23 protein-coding genes are annotated in these 22,967 nt (G+C 58.8%); 6 read left to right on the top strand and 17 right to left on the bottom strand.

The features are described 5' to 3' along the window. Positions 1-38: 38 nt before the first annotated feature. Complete coding sequence (recA, locus tag ACLI1O_RS07260; protein ID WP_023030598.1) at positions 39-1,175, bottom strand: recombinase RecA; 1,137 nt, start codon at positions 1,173-1,175, stop codon at positions 39-41. Positions 1,176-1,356: 181 nt separating this feature from the next. Next, positions 1,357-1,572, bottom strand: a complete 216-nt coding sequence (locus ACLI1O_RS07265) for a DUF3046 domain-containing protein (protein ID WP_023017347.1) — start codon at positions 1,570-1,572, stop codon at positions 1,357-1,359. A gap of 130 nt (positions 1,573-1,702) precedes the next feature. Between ACLI1O_RS07265 and ACLI1O_RS07270 the strand changes: the two genes are divergently transcribed. From ACLI1O_RS07270 to ACLI1O_RS07280, 3 genes are read left to right on the top strand one after another with little or no spacing between them, the layout of a single operon-like run. Beyond that, entirely contained in the window at positions 1,703-2,266 is a 564-nt protein-coding gene (locus tag ACLI1O_RS07270) for a biotin transporter BioY (protein ID WP_239269522.1), read from the top strand. Continuing rightward, positions 2,266-2,958, top strand: coding sequence for an energy-coupling factor ABC transporter ATP-binding protein (locus tag ACLI1O_RS07275; protein ID WP_284771450.1), 693 nt, complete (start codon positions 2,266-2,268; stop codon positions 2,956-2,958). The genes ACLI1O_RS07270 and ACLI1O_RS07275 overlap by 1 nt, the downstream gene beginning before the upstream one ends. Positions 2,959-2,971: 13 nt before the next feature. After that, on the top strand, positions 2,972-3,595 hold the full coding sequence (locus ACLI1O_RS07280; RefSeq protein ID WP_255716860.1) for an energy-coupling factor transporter transmembrane component T family protein: 624 nt from the start codon (positions 2,972-2,974) through the stop codon (positions 3,593-3,595). 124 nt (positions 3,596-3,719) lie between these two features. Here ACLI1O_RS07280 and ACLI1O_RS07285 read toward each other — a convergent pair whose 3' ends face one another. The 4 genes from ACLI1O_RS07285 to pgsA form a co-directional block, all read right to left on the bottom strand. Further along, on the bottom strand, positions 3,720-4,577 hold the full coding sequence (locus ACLI1O_RS07285; protein ID WP_126319241.1) for a PspA/IM30 family protein: 858 nt from the start codon (positions 4,575-4,577) through the stop codon (positions 3,720-3,722). Positions 4,578-4,710: 133 nt separating this feature from the next. Then, entirely contained in the window at positions 4,711-5,088 is a 378-nt protein-coding gene (locus ACLI1O_RS07290; RefSeq protein ID WP_005278839.1) for a helix-turn-helix domain-containing protein, read from the bottom strand. A gap of 8 nt (positions 5,089-5,096) precedes the next feature. Beyond that, positions 5,097-5,612 (bottom strand): CinA family protein, encoded by a 516-nt coding sequence (locus ACLI1O_RS07295; RefSeq protein WP_239269520.1) that lies wholly within the window; start codon positions 5,610-5,612, stop codon positions 5,097-5,099. A gap of 3 nt (positions 5,613-5,615) precedes the next feature. Continuing rightward, positions 5,616-6,200 (bottom strand): CDP-diacylglycerol--glycerol-3-phosphate 3-phosphatidyltransferase, encoded by a 585-nt coding sequence (pgsA, locus tag ACLI1O_RS07300; protein ID WP_239269519.1) that lies wholly within the window; start codon positions 6,198-6,200, stop codon positions 5,616-5,618. Between the two features lie 59 nt (positions 6,201-6,259). Here pgsA and ACLI1O_RS07305 point away from each other — a divergent pair, with 59 nt between their 5' ends. Further along, positions 6,260-6,550, top strand: a complete 291-nt coding sequence (locus ACLI1O_RS07305; protein ID WP_239269518.1) for a YciI family protein — start codon at positions 6,260-6,262, stop codon at positions 6,548-6,550. Positions 6,551-6,560: 10 nt separating this feature from the next. On the opposite strand, the gene ACLI1O_RS07310 is transcribed toward ACLI1O_RS07305, so the two are convergent. The 7 genes from ACLI1O_RS07310 to dapB form a co-directional block, all read right to left on the bottom strand. Then, positions 6,561-7,682 (bottom strand): TerC family protein, encoded by a 1,122-nt coding sequence (locus tag ACLI1O_RS07310; protein ID WP_023017338.1) that lies wholly within the window; start codon positions 7,680-7,682, stop codon positions 6,561-6,563. Positions 7,683-7,851: 169 nt separating this feature from the next. Further along, the gene (locus ACLI1O_RS07315; RefSeq protein ID WP_239275498.1) at positions 7,852-11,073 is read right to left on the bottom strand and encodes an FtsK/SpoIIIE family DNA translocase; all 3,222 of its coding nucleotides are present in this window, start codon (positions 11,071-11,073) and stop codon (positions 7,852-7,854) included. Positions 11,074-11,345: 272 nt separating this feature from the next. Continuing rightward, entirely contained in the window at positions 11,346-11,984 is a 639-nt protein-coding gene (locus ACLI1O_RS07320; RefSeq protein WP_239269545.1) for a TIGR03085 family metal-binding protein, read from the bottom strand. A gap of 65 nt (positions 11,985-12,049) precedes the next feature. After that, positions 12,050-14,206 (bottom strand): ribonuclease J, encoded by a 2,157-nt coding sequence (locus ACLI1O_RS07325; protein ID WP_239275485.1) that lies wholly within the window; start codon positions 14,204-14,206, stop codon positions 12,050-12,052. Between the two features lie 2 nt (positions 14,207-14,208). Beyond that, positions 14,209-15,117, bottom strand: a complete 909-nt coding sequence (gene dapA / locus ACLI1O_RS07330) for a 4-hydroxy-tetrahydrodipicolinate synthase (RefSeq protein WP_239269516.1) — start codon at positions 15,115-15,117, stop codon at positions 14,209-14,211. Positions 15,118-15,171: 54 nt separating this feature from the next. Continuing rightward, positions 15,172-15,918, bottom strand: coding sequence for an FAD-dependent thymidylate synthase (gene thyX / locus ACLI1O_RS07335; protein WP_239269515.1), 747 nt, complete (start codon positions 15,916-15,918; stop codon positions 15,172-15,174). Positions 15,919-15,922: 4 nt separating this feature from the next. Continuing rightward, positions 15,923-16,669, bottom strand: a complete 747-nt coding sequence (dapB, locus tag ACLI1O_RS07340; RefSeq protein ID WP_239269514.1) for a 4-hydroxy-tetrahydrodipicolinate reductase — start codon at positions 16,667-16,669, stop codon at positions 15,923-15,925. A gap of 124 nt (positions 16,670-16,793) precedes the next feature. On the opposite strand from dapB, the gene ACLI1O_RS07345 reads away from it, so the two are divergent. After that, positions 16,794-17,183: a VOC family protein gene (locus ACLI1O_RS07345; RefSeq protein WP_239269513.1), complete on the top strand. Its 390-nt coding sequence runs from the start codon at positions 16,794-16,796 to the stop codon at positions 17,181-17,183. Positions 17,184-17,301: 118 nt separating this feature from the next. Continuing rightward, a complete protein-coding gene (locus tag ACLI1O_RS07350; protein WP_239269512.1) occupies positions 17,302-18,033 on the top strand; it encodes an AMIN domain-containing protein in 732 nt (243 codons plus the stop codon). 86 nt (positions 18,034-18,119) lie between these two features. Here the strand turns inward: ACLI1O_RS07350 and ACLI1O_RS07355 are convergent, their stop codons facing one another. From ACLI1O_RS07355 to ACLI1O_RS07370, 4 genes are all read right to left on the bottom strand, one after another. Next, on the bottom strand, positions 18,120-20,366 hold the full coding sequence (locus ACLI1O_RS07355) for a polyribonucleotide nucleotidyltransferase (RefSeq protein WP_239269511.1): 2,247 nt from the start codon (positions 20,364-20,366) through the stop codon (positions 18,120-18,122). A 212-nt stretch (positions 20,367-20,578) separates the two neighbouring features. Continuing rightward, a complete protein-coding gene (gene rpsO, locus ACLI1O_RS07360) occupies positions 20,579-20,848 on the bottom strand; it encodes a 30S ribosomal protein S15 (RefSeq protein ID WP_005278802.1) in 270 nt (89 codons plus the stop codon). Between the two features lie 149 nt (positions 20,849-20,997). Further along, the gene (locus ACLI1O_RS07365; RefSeq protein WP_239269510.1) at positions 20,998-21,939 is read right to left on the bottom strand and encodes a nucleoside hydrolase; all 942 of its coding nucleotides are present in this window, start codon (positions 21,937-21,939) and stop codon (positions 20,998-21,000) included. Beyond that, complete coding sequence (locus ACLI1O_RS07370) at positions 21,940-22,962, bottom strand: bifunctional riboflavin kinase/FAD synthetase (protein ID WP_239269509.1); 1,023 nt, start codon at positions 22,960-22,962, stop codon at positions 21,940-21,942. Positions 22,963-22,967 lie beyond the last annotated feature (5 nt).

Consider the following 22,967-nt stretch of genomic DNA (forward strand, 5'->3'; position numbering starts at 1 on the left):
GCGCGGGTGTTAAGCGGTGGGAGTGTTGGTGGACAGGCTTAGTCGTCATCGAAGTCGACGTTTGGGACCAAATCTACGGATTCATCCGTCAATGGGTCATCGGAGCCGGGGACATCCATGGCGGTAGCTTCTTCACCATTTGCCGCCTCTTCCCCAATGCCGAGCTTCTGGAAGATCTTCTTTTCGATCTCATTGGCAAGGTCGGGGTTGTCCTTCAAGAAGGAACGCGCCTTTTCCTTACCTTGGCCCAGCTGATCGCCTTCGTAGGTAAACCAAGAACCGGACTTGCGGATGAAACCGTTTTCTACGCCGAGATCGATGATGGAGGACTCGCGAGAAATGCCCTCGCCGTACATGATGTCGAACTCGGCGATCTTGAACGGCGGGGAAACCTTATTCTTTACCACCTTGAGCTTCGTGCGGTTACCGATGGCGTCTTGGCCATCCTTCAGCGTCTGGATACGGCGGATATCGCAGCGCACGGAGGAGTAGAACTTCAGCGCTTTACCACCGGTGGTGGTCTCCGGGGAGCCGAACATCACACCAATCTTCTCGCGCAGCTGGTTGATGAAGATTGCGGTGGTGCCGGAGTTATATAGCGCACCGGTCATCTTGCGCAAGGCCTGGGACATCAGGCGGGCTTGCAGGCCGACGTGGCTATCGCCCATCTCGCCTTCGATTTCCGCCTTAGGGGTCAGCGCCGCCACGGAGTCCACGACGATAATGTCGATGGCGCCGGAGCGCACCAGCATGTCCGCGATTTCCAGAGCCTGCTCACCGGTATCGGGCTGGGACACGAGGAGGTTATCGGTGTCGACGCCTAGCAGGCGTGCATATTGGGGGTCGAGGGCGTGCTCGGCATCGATAAACGCTGCAATGCCGCCGTCTTTTTGCGCCGAGGCAATGGCATGCAACGCCACCGTCGTCTTACCGGAAGACTCTGGGCCATAGATTTCCACAATTCGCCCGCGCGGGAAGCCACCGATGCCCAGCGCCACGTCGATTGCCGTGTTGCCGGAAGAAATGGCCTTGATGGGCGGGCGATCATCATCACCCAAGCGCATAACGGCGCCCTTGCCATAATCCTTTTCGATCATGGCCATAGCGGCATCTAGCGCCTTCTTGCGGTCATCTCCCTTGGTTGCGGCTGAGGATGATTTCTTTTTCGTTGCCATTGTTATAAATCCTTATCTCGTACGACGCTGCGTGAACACTTAATTAGACTGCTGCAGAACCCTAAATGGTTCCGCCCTCATTGCGATCCCACTGTAGTCGCCCACACCGACACCCCAACTAGAGTACATACATCTGTTCGAATATCGAAAATAGACACACCTTTTCGGCTTTTCTGAGACCCTATAAGGATGGGTAATCTACGCCGAGACGGCGCTCTTGGGGAACATCGAAGTCATTGCACAGCCCTATCCAGACACGGCGGGGATCGACGCCACGTTCGATAAGCTCATCCGGCGTTCCATTAAGCTCTGATAAAACATGCGAATGGCTAATCCACGCCCCTTTTGATTCGCCAAATTCATCCACAACCAGTTGGTGGTACTCCGTCAATCGCATGCGCGCAATCCTACCCACCACCATGGAAATATTTCCAAAACTTTTACCAGGACCCCAGAATTAGCTTCCTTGAACGACGTTCAAATTGGTGTGTCTACAGCGTTTTTCTCCAAGGTGCTAATCTTTGTCCATGCAAAAGAACTCCGTGGCAACCACCATTGCCTATGTAGCGGTATTTACCGCCCTCGTTATCGTTTTAGCCTTCGTTTCTATCCCCGTAGGCACCGCCGGCGTGCCCATCGTCTTGCAAAACGCCGCGCTCATTTTGTCCGGCCTCATCTTGGGCGGAAAGCGCGGGGGCTACGTTGGCTTGCTATTCCTCTTTATCGGTTTGGCATTGCCCGTTTTGGCAGGCGGTGGCACCACGCTCCGCGCGCTTGCCGGCCCTACCGTGGGATACATCATCGGTTACGTACTCTCCCCTATCGCCGCCGGCGCCATTGCTTACCGCGCCCCACGCGGGAAGGGCGGGATGACCGTGGTACTCGCTATCGCAGCCATCGTTGGCCTTCTCGTGCAATACACCTGTGGCGCGATCGGCCTGATGCTTCGCTCCGGATTGGACGTCGGCCCGGCCATCGCAGCGCAAGGCCCATTCGTCCTCGTTGACACCGCAAAGCTCGTCGTGGCCGTTATCATTGCCGTTGGTGTTCACTCCGCATTCCCCGACCTGATGGGTAGGAAGGCCTCCTAGTGCCCACCATCGACTTTTCCTCGGTCACGGTAGCTTTTGATGAGACGGTGGTCCTCAATGACATCAACCTCACTTTAAGCGAGCAGCGGATCGGCGTCATCGGTCAAAATGGCGGCGGAAAGTCCACACTGACCCGGCTTATTAATGGCCTGGGTGAGCCCACCGCGGGTACCGTCACCGTCGACGGCATCAATCCCAGCGAGCAGGGCAAGAAAGTGCGCGAAAAGGTGGGTTTTGTCTTTTCCGATGCCGAAAATCAGATCGTCATGCCCAATGTACGCGATGACATCGCTTTTTCCCTGCGCCGCTTCAAGCTATCGAAGGATGAGCGCAATGCCCGAGTAGACGCCGCCTTGGAACGGTTCGGGCTCTTAGAATTTGCCGAGCGCTCCCCGCACACTCTTTCTGGTGGACAAAAGCAATTGCTCGCCTTAGCCGCAGTGCTGGTCATCGACCCAGTGCTCATCATCGCCGATGAACCAACGACGCTGCTTGATCTCCGCAATCGCGACCGCATCAAGCGCGAGTTCGCGCAGCTTGACCAGCAGCTCATCGTCGTTACTCACGATCTGGAATTCCTCACGGATTTTGACCGTGTCATTTGTATCGATGACCACAAGGTTGCCGCCGATGGCGCTCCCCAGGAGGTCATCGATTTTTACAGAGATCTCATGGCGCGGCGGCCACTCTAGAAAGCCACCTCTAATGACCCGACGCAGAACCAATATTCCGCTATCCGTATATGTTCCGGGCACGACGGTAATCCACCGGATGAAGCCCAGCTGGAAGATACTCATCTTGCTGGTATTTATCCTGGTTACCAGCATCTTTTTCAATACTCTGCCGTGGGCAGGCGGTGCGGTGATCGCCGCAGCGCTAACCTATGTCATCGCCCGCATCCCCCTACGAATTGCCTGGAGCCAACTCTGGCCGCCCCTGGTCATCCTCATTCCCCTTGCCGGTTTCCAATGGTGGGCGAAGGATTTTGACTACGCCGCGGTGATGTTCCTCAATATTTTGGCGGCCATGATTCTGGCCTTTTTGCTAACGCTCACTTCGACGGTCGACGCCATCATGGAGTCGCTGGAAGAATCCCTCCAGCCGCTGAATCGTTTCGGCGTCCCGGTAGAAAACATTAGCTTGGCGATGTCCCTGACTATCCGCCTCATCCCCCTCATGTTCGAAACGATCTACGAGGTTCTCGATGCCCGCAAGGCTCGCGGCGCTGGGTTCTCCCCCTCGGCCTTTGTCACGCCCGTCATCATTCGCTCCATTCGGCGCGCTCGGGCCATTGGCGAAGCCCTTCAGGCCCGCGGCGTCGGTGACTAAGAAAACTTAGGCACATACACTGATAGCGCGACAAAGCCTCCGACTTCCCCACCGCTCAACGCGGCAAAGGAAAGATCGGAGGCTATTTTTCAATTAGCGCTACGACAAGCGCGGGATGAGGAAGTTACTCTCCGCGCAGCTCTCGCAAGCGAGCCTGGACGGCATCATCATTCGAGGTCGGCTGCGCTGCCTGATCCGCAGCAGAGCCAGAGGCCTTATTGCCCTCGATGGCCTGGGTGCGGTTAGATTCTACGGACTTCGTGGAGTTCATCTCGCTACGGATCTGCTCCAAGCGGGAGTGGCCGGCCATCTGGATGCCCGCCTGCTGCACCTCGGCCATACGGTTTTCGACGGAATTTTCCGCCAACTCCGCTTGGCCCAGAGCCTTGGAGTAACGGCGCTCAATCTTATCGCGCACGGCATCGAGCGAAGGCGTGTTGCCGCCTGCAGAAAGCTCGTTCATGGAGTTCAAAGACTCGGAAACCTTTTCCTGCATCTTTGCCTGCTCCAGCTGCGATAGCAGCTTCGAACGCTCATCAACCTTCTGGCGCAGGGCTGCATTATTGCGTTCTACAGCGCGCTTAGCCTGCTCAGCCTGTTGCAATGCCTGGTCGTGGAGCTTCTTCGTGTCCTCCACAGACTCCTCTGCGGTCACCAACTGAGCGGCAAAGGCCTCGGCGGCGTTCTCGTACTCCACGGCCTTGTTTTCATCACCATTGGCGCGCGCCTTATCCGCAAGCTCGAGCGCCTGGCGGGTATTGCCCTGCAGCTTTTCGACCTCGGCTAGGCGACGGTTAAGTTGCATCTCCAGCTGGCGCTGATTGCCAATGACCGCCGCAGCTTGCTGCGAAAGCTCTTGGTGCTGACGTTGGGCATCTTCGATGGCCTGCTCAATCTGAATTTTCGGATCGGCATTCTCTTCGATTTTATTATCGAACAGTGCCATCAGGTACTTCCAACCCTTAACAAATGGATTCGCCATTATGCTCTAGACCTTTCTAAGGAATGTGGTAATGCGTCGCGTTGTCGTGTTCATAGTAACCCAACGCCTAGGGCTCTGCCGCTACTAATCGAAGGTATCCACCGCGGCAATTCTTTTCAGAATCGCGCACGCGTTAAAGCTCAGAAGCAGCCGGCGCGGTATGCGCGAGCTCTTCATCCATCGAGGGCAGCGCCATATAACCGGCAGCCTCGATCAGGACGTCCGACACCGATGCGTCGAGCGCGTGGCACACGGAGGCCAGTAACTCAGAAGAAACTTCCTTGCGGCCCCGCTCGAGCTCCGACAAGTAGCCCGGTGACACGCGGGCAACGCTAGCCAATTCGCGCAGGGTAACCGACTTGTCCGCGCGGAATGCACGCAGGGTCAGGCCCAATGCTTCACGCAGGAGTGGTTCTGGGGCGCGGGCAGGTTGTGGCGCCGATGGTGCCGCTGCCGCAGGTTCCGCGGCAGTCTGCGCCGAGTGGTCTAGGACTGCTGTAGAAATGTTCATCGTACGTTTTAACGCTCCTTCGATGAAATTTGTTCCCCACTGCTAGGAAAATTTTTGATGATCGCACCAAGTTGGGCGATTGCTGCTCCTACCGTGGCCTTTCTGATGTCGTTGCGTTCAGTGCCCAAGTCGCGCAAACAATAAGACTGCGCTATGCGGCCCGCGGAATAGATTCCTAAAAATACCGTGCCGGGATCTTTTCCTTCTTGTTTATCTGGCCCGGCAACGCCGGTAAGCCCTAAGCCCCAATCCGCCCCCGTTTCCGCAACTGCGGCGCGGGCCATATCGACTGCGGTTTCGCCAGAGACGACGCCTACGCGTTCGATCTCAGAGACTGGTTTATCCAAGAAGTGGGACTTTACCTCTGTGGCATAGGTAATAAGGCCGCCGCGCAAGACGGCCGATGCTCCAGGCACCGAAGCGATGGTAGCGCTGGCTAGGCCGGCAGTCAGCGACTCGCAAAAAGCCACGGTCTCGTGGCGCTCTGTTAATAAGGCAACGAGGTCAGATTTTGTGAAAGCCATTGTTTAACTATTTTGCTTTTGTCCATCGATGAGATACTGCACGCCGGTAATGACCGTTACCACGACGGCCATCCACATGATGAAGGAGGTAGGAATATCCATCCACGAGGGAAGCGGCCACAAATATAGGCCTACGGCAAAGGACTGCAGGACGGTCTTCAACTTGCCGCCTTTAGAGGCTGGGACGACTTTTCCGCGGCGCAGCAAGGCCATGCGCCAGATGGTAATGCCGAATTCCCGGATCAGAATAATGACGGTAACCCAAACCGAAAGCTGATCGACGATATTGAGACAGACAAGCGCTGTGGTCATGAGCGCTTTATCAGCAATGGGGTCGGCGATCTTGCCAAAATCGGTAATCAACCCGCGGGCGCGAGCAATATCGCCATCGAGCTTATCCGTGAGCATTAAGGCGGCGAAGACGCCAAAAGACCACCACTGGTGGCCGCCGATGACCAGCCATGCAAAGACCGGAATGAAAACGATACGCAGGCAGGTAAGGACATTTGGCAGATTCCAATTAGAGACCTGCGGATTCACATCCGAGGACTGCGCTGACTGTGCTCCGGGTTGATTCACCCTATACATACTACCCGCTTGGGTTATGGTCTCGCGGCACACTCCCCCGAAAATTTATACTGTCCGGTATGAAATATTTTGCAGTCAACTATGAATATAACCCGGCCAACCCAGAGATAGCGAAGGTCCGCCCGGCCCACCGCGAGTTCACCGGGAAACTATTTGATGAGGGCACCATCGTGGCCTCGGGACCGTTCACGGATTCCCAAGGAGGCGCGCTCATCGTCGTGCGCTTTGACGATGATGGCACCGAGGTCGCCGATGTCATCCAGCTGATGAACGATGATCCCTTCTATCAAGAAGGCTGCCTCCAGGGCCGCAGCTTCCGCGAGTGGAACCCGGTTAAAGCCCGCTTCTAGGCTCTCCCCCCTAGTTGGGTAGGTCTTCCTTGGACAGATCCTCGGCCCTGCCCAGGTAATCGCCGCGCGTATTGCGTACGATCTTATTTCCTTCCTCATCCCAGTCGTAGTGGTTGTGGGATACGGCCACTACGCCTTGGGTTTTATCGCGCATGTTCTTAATAACCGATGCAAGAACCGTGATGACCAAGACTCCAACAATGACCACCAGCGAGCCGATGGTGGAGATTTCCGGCACGGATTCGATATTGTCGCCGCCATTGATAAACGGCAGGTTATTCTCGTGCAACGCGTGGAAGAGCAGCTTGACACCGATGAAGCCCAGGATGATGCCCAGGCCGTAAGGCAGGTAGACGAGGCGGTCCAAGAGGCCATCGATAAGAAAGTACATTTGGCGCAGGCCCATCAGCGCGAATGCGTTGGTGGTAAAGACCAAAAACGCCTCTGAGGTAATGCCGTAGATTGCCGGAATGGAATCGAAGGCAAACATGACATCGATAAGCCCAATGGATACCAGCGCGACGAATAGCGGCGTGAAGGCGAACTTGCCCTTCTTCGAGCCATCGTCCACGCGGTGGGTGAGCTTATCCCCGTGGTACTGCGGGGTGACATCTACCGCCTTGCGCACGAGCTTGATGATGGCCATATCGTTCGGGTTGGTCTCCGGCGCATCCCGAATCTCATCGATGACCAACTTGATGGCGGTATACAGCAGGAAGATGGCAAAGAGGTAGAAGATATCAGACCACGCCGCGATGACCGCCGCACCCAGCAAAATGAATACGAGGCGGAAGACGAGGGCGATGATGATACCGATGAGCAGCACCTTTTGCTGGTACTTGCGCGGGATTTTAAAGGATCCCATGATAAGCGCAAATACGAAGAGGTTATCCACGGAAAGCGCCTGCTCTGTGACATAACCGGTAAAGAATTGGATGCCGTGCTCATGGCCCCATACGGCCCAGACAACGCCGCCAAAAACTAAGGCGACGGCAATGTAGAACAAGGTCCACAGGCCCGACTCTTTCAGGGTGGGCTCATGTGGACTGCGCACGTGAGAATAAAAGTCGAATATAAAAAAGGCTAGAATCACCGCACCGGTGACCAGCCACACCCACAATGGAACGTTCATCGCGAGATCCCTCCGGTCGAATTTACTTTAAGAAAGTGACCGGAGGTCTCCCCCGCCCAGCGGATATTCCTCGCTGGGCCGACACGACCGGGAGCGCACAGCTACCGTGTTGACGATCTATGCCGAATGTGGGGTACTCCCCTCCAAGACCGTAACCATCTTACACTACTTAGAAGGCCCCGGATGATGGGTTATAGGTCGCTTGCACCGTCCGCGTATCGGAATCGGGGGAGTCGGGGGCATCGGAAAGAGCGGAATCTGCGGAATCGCCGCCATCATCGTCTTCTTCCTGGTTCATCTCGTCCTGGATTTCCTTGGGGGCATCGGCAGGGTCGGCGCCCTTAATCATCCACAGGATGGTATCGAGCTCTTCCGGCTTGACCAGCACCTCGCGCGCCTTGGAGCCTTCCGATGGCCCGACGACGCCGCGCGATTCCATCAGGTCCATCAGGCGGCCCGCCTTGGCAAAACCGATGCGCAGCTTACGCTGCAGCATTGAGGTGGAACCCAGCTGAGCGGTGACCACCAGCTCGACGGCCTCGAGGAGATCATCCATGTCCTTGCCAATGTCATCGTCGATCTCCTTCTTCGCCTCGGACTGCTTTTCCTCGGTCACGCCCTCGGTATAGTTCGGGGCGGCCTGGGATTTAGCGGCCTCAACCACATCCATGACCTCGTCATCGGAAACGAAGGCACCTTGCATGCGCACTGGGCGCTTGCCCTGCGGGATAAATAGACCATCACCCATGCCAATGAGCTTTTCCGCACCGCCTTGGTCCAAGATAACGCGGGAGTCGGTCAAGGACGAGGTGGCAAAGGCCAAGCGGGAAGGCACGTTGGTCTTGATAAGGCCGGTAACCACATCGACGGACGGGCGCTGAGTAGCAAGCACCAAGTGGATGCCGGCGGCGCGGGCCTTCTGGGTGATGCGGACGATGGAGTCCTCGATCTCCTTCGGGGCGGTCATCATCAAGTCCGCCAGCTCGTCGACGACGCAGACGATATAAGGATACGGACGAACCTCGCGCTCGGAACCTGCCGGTGCCTGGTACTCGCCGGAGACAACCTTGCGGTTATAGTCCTCGATCTTGCGCACGCGCGCGGCCTTCATATCCATGTACCGCTGCTCCATCTCTTCTACCAGCCACTGTAGGGCCGCGGCGGCCTTCTTCGGCTGGGTAATGATGGGCGTAATCAGGTGCGGGATGCCCTCATACGGCGTGAGCTCGACCATCTTTGGGTCGACGAGGATCAGGCGTACCTGCTCCGGGGTGGCGCGGGTAAGCAGCGAGACCAGCATGGAGTTCACGAACGCGGACTTACCGGAACCGGTAGCGCCGGCAACCAGCAAGTGCGGCATCTTCTGCACGGAAAAGGACGTATATTCGCCCTCGATATCCTTGCCCAGGCCAATCAACATTGGGTCCGGGGAAGACGTCATGCTGGGCGCGTCCAAGACCTCGCGCAGGTGGACCATTTCGCGGTCCGGGTTAGGCACCTCAATACCCACCGCGGACTTGCCCGGAATCGGCGTGAGCAAACGCAGGTTATCGGTAGCCACGGCATAGGCCAGGTTGGACTGCAGGTTCGTAATCTTCGAAACCTTCACGCCTGGTCCAAGCTCAATCTCATAGCGTGTCACCGTGGGGCCACGGCTAAAGCCCGTCACTTGAGCATTGACGTTGAACTCTTCGAAGACATCGGTAATGGCCTCGATGATGCGGTCATTGATCTCGGTGCGTTCCTTCGCAGGCGTGCCTGGGGTCAGCAGATCGGTAGAGGGCACCGCATAGTTGTCGTTGCCAAATTGCGCAGGCGCGGGGGCTTGGGGCTGTGCGGCAGGCTGTTCCGCCCCCGCGGTGGATTCCACCTGTGCGCCGGTGGCCGCATCGCGCCCAGAACGCTCGCGGAATAGGCGCCGGGCCTCCTCGTGCGCCGAAGAGACAGCATCGGAACCGGCCTTGGCGGCACCAGCGGCAGCGGCTCCGGCGGCAGCTCCAGCACCAGCGCCCTTGGCCTTGCCGGCTGCACCTGCGGCACCAGCCACACCAGAAGCAGCGGCAGCACCGGCGCCAGCGGCCCCAGCGGCTCCAGCACCAGCGCCGCGGCCAGCCCGCGACTTGCGGCCGGTGGAAGAACCACCGGTGGCAGAACCCAAGACGCGGGTGGGCTCGCTTTCTGGCAGGGCCTGTTGGGTGGATTCGGAAGCCTCTGCGTAGTCAGCGTCGTCTACTGCCGGGAAGGCATCGGTATCCCCCATTTGGGAGTCCGAGCCGTAGCTCAACTCTTCGTCGTTGCGGTCCACCGGCTCATAGCCCGCGCGGACCGGGGTGTTGAAGGCGACGGTGTGGTCGTCCTCGGGGGCATCGGCAAGCGATTGCACCGGATAGGGGCTGCCAGTCTTGCGCGGAGTGGACGTGCTGCGGCGCTTCGGGGCGGGGCGCTCGGAACGCTCGCGGCCGTGCGCAATATCGTCGATATCGCCAGACACGTGGCCGTAGAGATCGTCATCCTCGTCCGCATCATCGTAATCTGCATCGCTGCCGCCAAAGCGGGAAAAGGCCGAGCGCAGCGAATCCGCCACGAGCTCATAGGCCTCGCGGATGGTGATACCGGTGACCAGCAGCGCGCCGTAAATGATGACGAGGAAGAGCAAGGGTACTGCAACATACGAGGTAAACGCGGCATCGAGAATCCCGCCGATGGCAAAGCCAACAATACCGCCGGCCCCGCCCGCGGTATCGGTGGTAAACCCAAGCGGCGGATTGCCGGCAAAGATGTGGATGAGGCTCAGCATCGCCAGCACGATAATCGTCGTGCCGCCCGCAATACGCGGATTAATGCGCCCGGATGGACCATCCATTTCCATCATGAGCGAAATGGCCAGCGCGACGAGCGCAATGGGAAGTACCCACGCGCCGGCGCCGATGACGTAGCGCACCAGGTTGCCTACCCAGGCGCCCACCTGGCCGGCAACGCCAAACCACACGGTGGCGGCGAGGACGATGGATACGCCGATGAGCACCAGGGCAACCGCATCCGGATTATTGACTCGCAACCCGCCCTGCGGGGAAGCCGCCTCCTCCTCGGCAGCCTGTGCCTCCTCTTCGGCTGCGATATCGCGCGCGCGAGTTACCTTGCTTTTCTTCTTTTTTCCGGCGCTATCAGAAATTTCCTGTGGCTCCCTTGCTCTCTCGAAATCCTCCGTGCCGTCAGCAGTTACATCCTGGCTCGGCTTCAGGCCCGCAAGGCCATTGCCTAGGCCGCGGGCAACATTGCCCATTCCGCGCGCGGTGGCACCAAAAGCGGAGCCAAGCCCCTTGCCGACGGCCCTAAATGCACTCCCCGTACGCTCTTGCGTCGTTCCTGCCGCGCGCCCAGACGAGGTCATCTCCAGCGTCTCTGGCACACCGGCGCTGGACTGGCTGCGACCAGATGGCCGCGACCTGTTCGCTTTCCGGCCAGGCGCGCTTTTCGATGCTCGCGTCTGGTTCCGGCGCGATCCGCGAGAGGAGGCATTTTTGGCAGACATGTCATTTACCTTAACCGGAAAACCCCACAAATCACATACGCCACACGCTTGGCAGTGCTAGTTGGCCGGAAATTATCCCGCGTCCGGACCAAAAAGGCGCAGCATGGGCCACAAAATCGACTTTATCTAGCCTACAGGGTTGACATCTTGATGGCTGACTCGTCGCCATTGATGGTGACCTGCACGACATCGCGCCCGTACGCCCACAGCAGGAGTTCGCCGACCTCCCCGCTTACGCGGACCACGCGATCGCCGCGATCGGCTACCCCGTGCTTATCTGCCACGACGATGCGCGGCATCCCGTCCGGCTGCAGGATCACCGGCTGGGTGGATTTACGCAGGCTCAATTTGGCCCAGATCTTCAAAAAACGGTGCAGCTTCTTCTGCACGGCGACAGAGAAATCGCGGGGTTCGGTCTGGCCATTGGCGCGACGGATATCCTCGTGGTGGATAAAATGTTCGCCCAAATTTTGCTGGGCATCGAGAAAACGTGCGGGGTTGAACTTTGCTGGTCCCCTCCCCCAGGCATCGACAAGCTCATCGAAATCGCGGCGGGCAACCTTGGCGGATTCCTTTTCCAGGTGGGGCTGCAGGACCGAAAGGAACATGCCCGCTGCGGCATCGGGACGGTTTTCGCGCACCCACAGGTGGGCAACTAAGTCGCGCGTGGTCCAGCCTTCACACAGCGTGGGGGCGTCTGGACCTAGCTGATGCAAAAGCGCGACCATCTTGGCGCGTTCGGAAGATGAAAACGACATGTGCCCCAGCATACCGAGGTCATCGAAATGCTGGGGCACAGAAACTATGCCGGAATTAAATCCTTTTGTAGGAGAACCTACAGGGACTCGCGGCTGGCGTCGACATCGGCGTCATCGGCAAGCAGCGTGCCTGAATTCGTCGGCACGATGGTGGGCAAAATAACCGGCTCGCGCTTGTACTTGGAATCCATGAGCTTGGAGACCTTGCGGCGCAGCTTTTGCACCATCCGGTAGGTGTCATTCTCGCCCTCTGCGGCGAGATCGTTCATGGTGTTTTCCACCATCTCCGCAACCTCGGGCACAACGCCGCGGTCATCATCGGAGAAACCGGTGGTTGCCACGGTTGGGTGCTCGAGCAGGCGGGAGGTGCGGTTATCAATCACGCAGGTAATGGATACCACGCCGCCGGCGCCCAGGTTGGTGCGGTCTGCCAAGGTATCGGCATCGACATCGCCCATGGACACTCCATCGACGTAGAGGTGGCCAACCTGCAGCTGGCCGACAACCTCCGCGCGGCCCTTGCGCAGATCTACCACGACACCGTTTTGCGCCAAGACCGTCCGGTCGCGGGCCACACCGGTGGAAATCGCCAATTCCTTATTGGCACGCAGGTGGCGCCACTCGCCGTGGACCGGCATGGCATTGCGCGGGCGCGCCGCGTTGTACAGGAAGAGCAGCTCGCCGGAGTAGCCGTGGCCGGAAGCGTGGACCTTGACGTCCTGGTTGGTAATGACGTTGGCACCGATCTGGGACAGCATATTGATAACGCCGAATACGGCCTCTTCGTTGCCCGGGATGAGCGAGGAGGAGAAGATGATGGTATCGCCATCGCGCACCGTGATCTGGCGGTGCTCGCGGCGGGCCATGCGGGACAGCGCGGCCATCGGCTCACCCTGCGTACCAGTGGTAATGAGCATGGTCTTGTGCGGAGCCATCTTCGCGGCCTCGTCGATGGGGATGATGGTACCGCGCGGGACCTTCAAAAAGCCCATCTTTTCCGCGATTTCCATATTGCGCATCATCGAACGGCCATTGAAGGCCACCTTGCGGCCATTGGCCACGGCAGCGTCGATGGCGGCCTGCACGCGGTAGACGTTCGAGGCGAAGGAAGCCAAGATGACGCGCTGCTTCGCATTAGCCACCAAGCGCTTGAAGTTGGCCGGGATATCGCCCTCGGAGGCGGATACACCCGGCACGGTGGCGTTGGTGGAATCGCACAGCATGAGGTCGACGCCCTCGTCGCCGTAACGAGACAGCGCCGGAAGGTCGGTCGGGCGATTATCCAACGGGGTCTGGTCAAGCTTGATATCACCGGTGTGGATGATATTGCCTGCCGGGGTGCCCAGCATGATGCCGAGCGCATCCGGCACGGAGTGGTTGACCGCCCAGAAGCGAACGCGGAAGCAACCGTAGGTCACGTCAGACTTCTCGTTGACCTCGACGAACTTCGGCTTCTGGCGGTGTTCCTTACACTTGGCCGCAATAAGCGCGATGGTGAAACGGGAAGCCACGATGGGGATATCCGGGCGCAGCTTCAGCAGCCACGGGATGGCACCGATGTGGTCTTCGTGGGCGTGGGTGACCACGAGGGCCTTGACCTTGTCGATCTTCTTCTCAATCGGCCCGAAGTCCGGCAGGATGAGGTCCACGCCAGGCTCGCCAGACGATGGGAAGAGCACGCCGCAGTCAATGATGAGCAGCTCATCGCCGTACTCAAAGACGGTCATGTTGCGGCCGATTTCGGAGATACCGCCCAAGGCGTAGATGCGCAGCGTATCCTTCGCCTGCTTTGGCGGTTCCGGCAGGCGCTTGGTCAAATCAGCACCCTGCATGGACTTCGGCACGTTGCGGCGGCCGCGGTTATTGTTATTGCGGCCACGGCCCTTGCCGTTGCCGTTCTTTCCGTTGCCACCGTTGTTGTTCTTATTATTGCCACCGTGGCCATTGCCGCCGTGGTTATTTCCCTGGCCATTGCCATTATTGCCGTTTCCACCACGGCCACGGCCGCGGCCGCCACGGGAACGCGAGCGGCGGCCGTTGTTATCGCCGTCGTTCTTGTTATCGGCAGAGTTATTCTTGCCAGAGTTGCCCTGGTCTTCATTTCCGGCAGTGCCGGCGTTATTTGCAGGGGCCTGAAATACGGGCGAAGCCGCCTCATTGGAGGCGGTCTCAGTTTCCGAAGGTGGACCCGCCTTGCGGGTGACCTTGCGGGAACGGTTACGGGGTTCAGTCATTCTTAAAGGACTCCAGATTGTTCCAAATCACGGCGAAGTACCTCGCGTTCCTCCTCGCTCGCGGCGGTAACAGGAAGGCGGGGATCGCCAACTTCAAAGCCCTGCAGGCGCAGAGCTTCCTTTGCAAATGTCGCTCCGCCCAACCGCGCCTGAGCGCGGGTCAGTGGAAGAAGCGTTGAGTAATTTATTTCTTGCGCGCGGGCCAAATCGCCCGCATCGAAAGCTTCATAGAGTTCTACCAAGGCACGCGGCGCAGCGTGCCCGATGACGGAGATGAAACCCGAAGCACCGAGGGATAGCCACGGCAGGTTAATCGGATCGTCACCGGAGTACCACGCCAAGTCGGTTTCTTGGATGAGTTCTGCGGCCGCGGAAAGATCGCCCTTAGCGTCCTTCACGGCTTGGATAGTCGGCAATTCCGTAAGGCGGCGGAGCGTATCCGACGCCACTGGGATGCCCGAGCGGCCAGGGATGTCATAGACGCAAATCGGCAGATCCGTAGAATCAGCAACTGCGGCAAAATGCTCGTAGACGCCCTTTTGGGAGGGCTTGGAGTAATACGGAGTCACAACGAGCAAGCTATCGGCTCCTGCGGCGGCGGAAGCTTGGGCAACCTCAATCGAGGTTGCGGTGTTATTCGTTCCGGCGCCCGCACAGATCCGGACGCGGTCTCCCACTTCCTCTTTTACGGCCTTGAGCAGCTCCAACTTTTCGTCCAAGGACGTGGTAGGAGACTCGCCCGTCGTTCCACCCAAGATGAGTGAATCCACGCCGTTGTCTACGAGATGAGCTGCCAGGCGGCGACCCGCTTCTACATCCAGCGCACCGTCACGATCAAACGGAGTGACCATGGCGACGCCAATGCGACCGAAGGTGTCAACGCCAGTCTTTGCTGTCATACCTGTGCTCATAGCCGTCAAGGTTACCCGCTAGTGCACCTTTTGGCCGCATCGGGGTGGCGCGTGTTAAGCGTAAGGGCTTGCGGCCATCTGCGTTCCATCGGCCAACGTGGTGATATGGAAGTCATCGAAAAGCGCTGGTGCTTGCTCCTGCAAATGCTTCAAGCACTCCACCGCCACTTCGCGCAATTCCGTATCAGCATGCTCAGCCGCCCGCGCCCCAATGAAGTGGCGCCACGCGCGGTAATTGCCGGTAACGACGAGCCTGGTTTCCGTCGCATTGGGCAATACTGCGCGCGCCGCCTGCCGCGCCTGCTTCTTTCGCAGCAGCGCATTCGGCTCATCCAGCTTTTCTTCCAAGGCCTCTAGCAGCTCATCGTAGACAAAACGGGTTTCATCCACGGCTTGCATGACCAATCGGCGTAATTGCTCATCTTCTTCCACCAGCTTGGGCAGCGCTACGTGCATCTCATTAGGGTGCACAAAGCGCTGGGATAGCTGCGAAAAGGAAAAATGCCGGTGGCGAACCAATTCATGGCTGGCTGAGCGCGAGAGCCCCGTGATGTACATCGTGGCCGTGGCGTGTTCCAATAGCGCCGTATGGCCTACCTCCATGATGTGGTGCAGGTAGGCGGAGTTCGTCGCGGTGCGCGGGTTGGGTTTGTCAAAAGACTCATAACACGCCCGTCCTGCGAATTCGACGAGGGCCTCGCCATCGGTCGCCGTCTCATCGGCACGCCACTGCGTTCCCTGTGGCGGGTGAAACTCGGTGGCGGCAATGAGCTGGATATTTAGCTCACTCGCAGTGGCCATACCGCTACAGCCCCAGGTACTTGTCTAGCCCGACAACCAATCCCGGGTGCTGCGCAATCTCGCGCACGCCGACCAAAACGCCAGGGGTAAAGGAGGAACGATCGTAGGAATCCTGGCGGATGGTCAGGGATTGCCCCTGCGCACCGAAAATGACCTCTTCGTGGGCCACCATGCCGCGGGTACGCACGGCATGCACCGGGATTCCGTCTACATTCGCACCGCGCGCGCCCTCGAGGGACTTTTCCGTCGCATCCGGCATCTCGCCCAATTCGGCATCGCGGCGCGCCTGGGCAATGGCCTCTGCGGTGTGGATGGCGGTGCCGGAAGGCGCATCCAGCTTGGTGGGGTGGTGAAATTCAACGACCTCTGCGGTCTCGAAAAACTTCGCCGCCTGCTTGGCAAGCACCATGGTCATCACGGCAGAGATGGCGAAATTCGGTGCGATCAGCACGTTGCCAGCACCTTCTTGGCGGGTCCACTGCTCCACCTGGTCCAGGCGCTCTTTATCAAAGCCAGTGGTGCCCACCACGCAGTGAATGCCGTTCGCGATGCAAAACTCCAGGTTTCCCATCACCGAATCAGGCTGGGTGAAGTCCACGATGACCTCTGCGTGATTATCAACCAAGTGCTGCAGGTCATCCCCGCGGCTAATTTCCGCTACGAGCTCTAGATCATCTTCGGCATGAACGCCTTCAACAATCGCTTTGCCGACGCGCCCCTGCGCTCCCAAGACTCCTACTTTGATCGCCATTGCGGGCCTCACTTTCTTAACAACTTTGAGTTAAACCTTTGTTTCTTTCCCATCCTATCGCGCTCGCCCATCCGCGGCGGGCGGGCCTCCGAACGGCAAAAATACCACTGCTAGACTGGGCGTCATGCAGATTTATATTGCGTCCGTTCCAGTAGATGACGTTGCTCGCGCCCACGATTTTTATGTCGATGTCCTAGGTTTCCGGGTAAAAGATGACGTCACGCACGGCGATTTCCGGTGGCTAACGGTCACCAACGCGGACGGCGACGGCAGCGTTGAATTGCTGCTTGAACCCAAGGGTCACCCAGCCGCCAAAACGTACACCGAGGCGCTGAAGGCGGATAATATCCCGGTCACCCAATTCTTGTCGCAGGATGTGGAGAAAGAATACGCCGAACTCAAGGACAAGGGCGTGGACTTTACCATGGAGCCCACCGACGTTGGCCCCTCCATTACCGCAGTCTTTGACGATACCGTGGGTAACCTCATCCAGCTCGTCCAGTTGAAGCGCTAGGCCCACGCCTTCGCTACTTTCCCTTATACAACAATTGCATCACTTCCCCAGTTAGGCCACTTGTGTACCGGTAGAATTGGAAGAGACAACAAGGTAGACAACCTAGGAAGTGGTCAGAATGTCTCGATCTACTCTCACCCGCGCTATCGCTGCTGGCGCCGGTATAAGCTGCATGCTCTCGCTGGCTGCTTGCGCTAGCCCCAGCGATGACGAGGCCGCCGATGCCTCATTTGCCACGCAGGAGGAATCAACCAGTTCCACCGCTGAGTCGACCACGTCTGCGGCAAAGAAATCAGAGCCTACCACCACGACCACTGCCGATGACCCAACCAAGACGGTAGAAGACACCGCCCCGTTAAGCCATCATCAGCAACAAGCGCAGGGCAATGATCCAAAACCTGCTTTTGGCGGTATGGGCACGCCCTCCCTCGAGGATCAGCGCCACCTACCTCCTGGATTGGGTGGCCTCGTCCCCACCGGGATCCGAGTAGCCGCGCATGACTCTTTTACCCGCGTCGTGGTTGATCTTGAAGGCGACGGAGAAGCAGGGTGGTTTACTACCTATACGGATCAGCCCGCCCACCAAGCATCGGGGCTTCCGGTCGAGGTCAAAGGCGCCACTTTCCTCAACCTTGGTATCGAGGGCACCCCGTGGCCATCGACGCCGGAGTTAGAACAAAGGTTTATGGATACTGGCATCACACCAGGTGCCGGTGTCGTGCAAGAGATCAACTACACCACCACCTTCGAGGCGCAAACGCAGTTGGTCATCGGGCTAAAGAAGCAAACGCCTTATTCCGTGACCTTCCTGCAAAACCCCAAACGCCTTGTGCTTGATTTCCAGAACTGAGTGATCACGGCGCAGGCATAGAAAATGGCCCTGTTTCCCACCATATTCGGGAAACAGGGCCACTGCTCTAAAGGGCGCCTGAGGGATTAGTCCTCAACGGGCACTAGGGAGATCTTGCCGCGGTTATCAATATCCGCGATTTCTACCTGTACCTTATCGCCAACGTTAACGACATCTTCGACCTTCTCAATGCGTTCGTCCCCACCCAGGTTGGAGATGTGGATCAATCCATCGCGGCCAGGGGTCAAGGAAACGAAGGCGCCGAATGGAACGGTCTTGACTACCGTGCCGAGGAAGCGCTCGCCCACCTTGGGCAACTGTGGGTTGGCAATGGAGTTAACCTTTTCAATCGCAGCGTCTGCGGCTTCGCCGGTGACCGCAGAGATGTAGACCGTGCCATCGTCTTCGATCGAGACATCAGCACCGGTATCTTCGGTGATCTGGTTGATGGTCTTGCCCTTAGGGCCGATGAGCTCACCGATCTTGTTGACCGGAATCTTCACCGAGGTGATCTTCGGGGCCAGGCCAGACATCTCATCTGGGGAATCGATGACCTCTGCCATGGTTTCCAGAATGGTGGCGCGGGCATCGCGGGCCTGCTCGAGTGCCTGGGCCAAGACCTTAGACGGAATGCCATCGAGCTTCGTGTCCAGCTGCAGCGCGGTGATGAATTCGGAGGTGCCCGCAACCTTGAAGTCCATGTCGCCGAAGGCGTCCTCGGCACCGAGGATATCGGTCAGTGCGACGAACTTTTCCTTGCCCTTGACCTCACCGGAGACCAAGCCCATGGCGATGCCGGCTACCGGCGCCTTGAGCGGAACGCCCGCGTTGTAGAGGGACAGGGTGGACGCACAGACAGAGCCCATGGAGGTAGAACCATTGGAACCGAGCGCCTCAGAGACCTGACGGATGGCATACGGGAAATCCTCGCGCGACGGGATGACCGGAAGCAGGGCGCGCTCGGCGAGCGCACCGTGGCCGATTTCGCGGCGCTTGGGCGAGCCGACGCGGCCGGTCTCACCGGTAGAAAATGGCGGGAAGTTGTAGTGGTGCATATAGCGCTTGGACTCAATCGGAGTAAGCGAGTCGATCTGCTGCTCCATCTTCAACATATCCAGGGTGGTGACACCGAGGATCTGCGTCTCGCCGCGCTCGAACAAGGAAGAACCATGTGCGCGTGGAACCAAGTCAACTTCGACGGACAGATCGCGGATATCGGTCAGGCCGCGGCCATCGATGCGGAAACCATCGGTCAAGATCTTGCGGCGCACGATCTTCTTCATGACCTCGTTATACGCAGCGCGAATCTGCTTGGAAGCCACTGCCTCTTCCAGGTCAGCAAATTGCGGCAGCAGATCTTGTTCGACCTGCTCCATGTGTTCGTTCGTGGCCTCGTCGCGCTCCTGCTTGCCCGGAATGGTCAGCAAGCTCTCCAGCTTCTTGGAAGCGGCCTTTTCCACGGCGGCGAAGACATCGTCTTCATACGCCGGGAAGAGCGGGAACTCCTGGGTCTCCTTGGCGGTGCGCTCTGCCAGGCCGTTCTGGGCTTCACACAGGGTCTTAATGAACGGCTTGGCTGCCTCAAGTCCTTCGGCGACGGCGGCTTCTTGCGGTGCCGGGGCGCCATCGGCAATGCGCTCTGCAACGTTGGTGCCGGCGCCAGCTTCCACCATCATGATGGCGACGTCTTCTTTACGCCCCTTGGAAACGATGCGGCCGGCCACGACCATCTCAAAGAGCGCGCGCTCGTGCTGCTCGTGGTTCGGGAACGCCACCCACTGGCCACCAGGGTGCTTGTCATCGGCGATGAGCGCCATGCGCACGCCGCCGACGGCGCCGGAGACCGGCAGACCGGAAAGCTGGGTTGCCGCAGACGCGCCGTTGATGGCTACGACGTCGTAGTACTCTTCCGGGTCCTGCGACAGGACGGTGATGACCACCTGCACTTCATTGCGCAGGCCCTTGACAAAGGTGGGGCGCAGCGGGCGGTCGATGAGGCGGCAGGCCAAGATGGCCTCGGTGGAGGGACGCCCCTCGCGGCGGAAGAAGGAGCCGGGGATCTTGCCGGCTGCGTACATGCGCTCTTCCACGTCCACAGTGAGCGGGAAGAAGTCAAAGTTCTCGCGCGGCTGGTTCGAGGCGGTCGTGGTGGCCAGCAGCATCGTGTCATCGTCGAGGTACGTGGTTACGGAACCATCTGCCTGGCGGGCCAACTGGCCGGTTTCGAAACGTACCGTGCGGGTGCCAAAGTCCCCGTTGTCGAGGACAGCGATAGCTTCGGTAATACCGAATTCTTCATCGATATTGAACTCTACGGAGTTCTGAACGCTCATCTAGTAATTCTCCTTGAGTGCTTTAGGCGATCGTCGGTGCCGCCTTTTCCACATTGTTTTGACAACGGTGAAAATTCTAACAGAGATTCCGCACTTTTGAGCTACGGCGACCGCAATCGCCCCTGCTCCCTACAAGGTTTAAGAGGGTATAAAACCACTAATTCCCCTTGCCACAGGGCAAGGGGAAAAATTCGGCCGCAGCCGCGTCGCAATTAGCGGCGCAGGCCCAGGCGGGAAATCAGGTCACGGTAACGATCCACGTTGTTTTCTGCCAAGTACTTCAGCAGGCCACGACGACGACCAACCATCAGCAGCAGACCACGACGGGAGTGGTGATCGTGCTTGTGGAACTTCAGGTGCTCCGTCAAAGTGTTGATGCGGGAGGTCAGCAGGGCAACCTGTGCCTCGGGGGAACCGGTGTCGGTCTCGTGCAGGCCGTACTCCTTGAGGATTTCGGCCTTCTTCTCAGTGGTCAATGCCATGAGTATTTCTCCTTTATTTCAGTCCACACTATTCTTCAACGCGCAGCGCCGCCGTTGCGAGCTCCGCGTGCCGCAACTGTCGTGAACCACAGTCGCTAAGCCAACTGGTCATCTTACAGCCAATTAGCACGGCAAATCAAAACGCTGCGCTACTTGGCGCCCACCGTGCGGAAAAGTTCTTCGAGGCGGTCTACAAATTCACTGACAAACCGCTCGTTATCCACGCCCACGGCGACCTTCGCGGTCGGTTCCTGGCTCAGCCTAGTTTCATCCGCGATGGTGCGCCCGCGGGTGGGGCCTTCGGTATCGGTTTTCATATTGGTCTCGATGACTTCCACCAAGGAAGGATCTGCGGCTACCGCCACGGCCAGCGGATCGTGCAGACCGCAGCCGGCCAGGTGAGGAGCCGTGGTGGCATAAGCGCGGATATAGTAATCCACCATATCGGCGAAAATCTCGCCCGCGGCCGTTCCGGTTGCCCGCCAGCGCGCGGTTTCCTTTTCCGTCAAGAGGGTGCGCAGGGTGACATCAAGGCCCACCATGGTGACATCTTGGCTGTGGCGGAAGAGGTAATCGGTGGCATCCGGGTCCTGGGAAATATTGGCCTCTGCCCACGCGGAAACATTGCCGGGAACGGTCAGCGCCCCGCCCATCATGACAATGTGGGCGTTGGTGGCAAAGGAGGCATCGGCAAGCATGGCCTGGGCGATGGTCGTGGACGGGCCGGTGGGGATAATGACGAGTTCATCGCCGTAATCGCGCACGGCCTGCACGAGGAAATCCGCGGCCGGCTGCGTGTCCTCGGTCTTATCGGACGGGCTAAGCGCGACCTCACCCACGCCATTCTGGCCGTGGATGAAGGCCGAAATCTCGCTGGGCTGGAAACCGTCCGGGCTGGGGCCAGCAAAGACCGGGATATCGGGCCTATCCAGCAGCTCCAGCAGCGCCAGGGTATTGCGCACCGCCAGTGGGACGGTGACATTGCCATACGTGCAGGTCACCCCAATGAGCTCAAGCTCTGGGTGGGCTAGGGCATACGCCAAGGCCAGGGCATCATCAATACCGGTATCAAGATCGAGGATCGCCTTCATTTACTTCTCCTTTAAGAAATAGTCTTCGCTATTGCAGCCCTGCGCGCGGGCATCGGCAGCCAGCACCGTGCGGGCGGCAGCGACGTCCTGGGCCATGGCCTCCAAAAGCTCATCGACGGAGTGAAACTTCACCATATCCCGCAGGTGGCCCACGAATTTCACGGTTGCCTCATAGCCATAAAGATCGGCATCGCGATCCAAGACAAAGGACTCCACGGAGCGCTCTTCATCACCAAAGGTGGGATTCGTGCCCACGGAAATCGCCGCGGCGTAGGCCACTTCAGGTTGCATGTCCCCGTCGAGGGGCGATTCGGAATGCACAATGAACCACCCCGCATACACCCCATCCGCGGGAATGGCTACGGTATCTGGAAAGTACTGGTTGGCCGTGGGAAAACCCAGCTCCTTGCCGCCGCGCCCCGCGCCGCGCACCACGGGTCCGGTCACGGTAAAGTGCCGGCCAAGCGCCCAATTCGCCGATTCTATATTGCCCCGGGACAGGCTCTGGCGAATGTAGGTGGAACAAATCTGCACGCCGTCTTCATCCAGCAGCGGGATGATATCGACGCTAAACCCAAACTCCTCGCCCAGCTGCCGCATGGCTTCCGCGGTGCCGCTGGCCCCTGCGCCGAAGGTGAAGTTCTCCCCCACCACCACGTGCTGTGCATGGAGTTTTCCCACCAAGAGGTCGCGCACATAAGGCCGTGGCTCCACGCCATCGAGTTCCTTGGTGAAGTCAATGACAAGTACCATCTCAATGCCCATTTCTTCCGCGAGCTCTAGCCTGCGCTCGAAGCTCACCACGGATAGCGGGGCGCGCTCCGGCAAGAAAACGGAGACCGGGTGCGGGTCAAAAGTCACCATGACGGGGACCTGATTATTCGCCCGCGCATGCTCCACGCAGGCAGAAACGAGCTGCTGATGGCCGCGGTGCAAGCCATCGAAGACGCCAATGGTTACCGAGGTCGGCCCCACATCCGCGGGGATGTCATCGATTCCGTAACAAATATCCACGGAATCCATCGTAG

It is taken from the genome of Corynebacterium sp. LaCa78, from assembly GCF_046717505.1.
Classification (GTDB): domain Bacteria; phylum Actinomycetota; class Actinomycetes; order Mycobacteriales; family Mycobacteriaceae; genus Corynebacterium.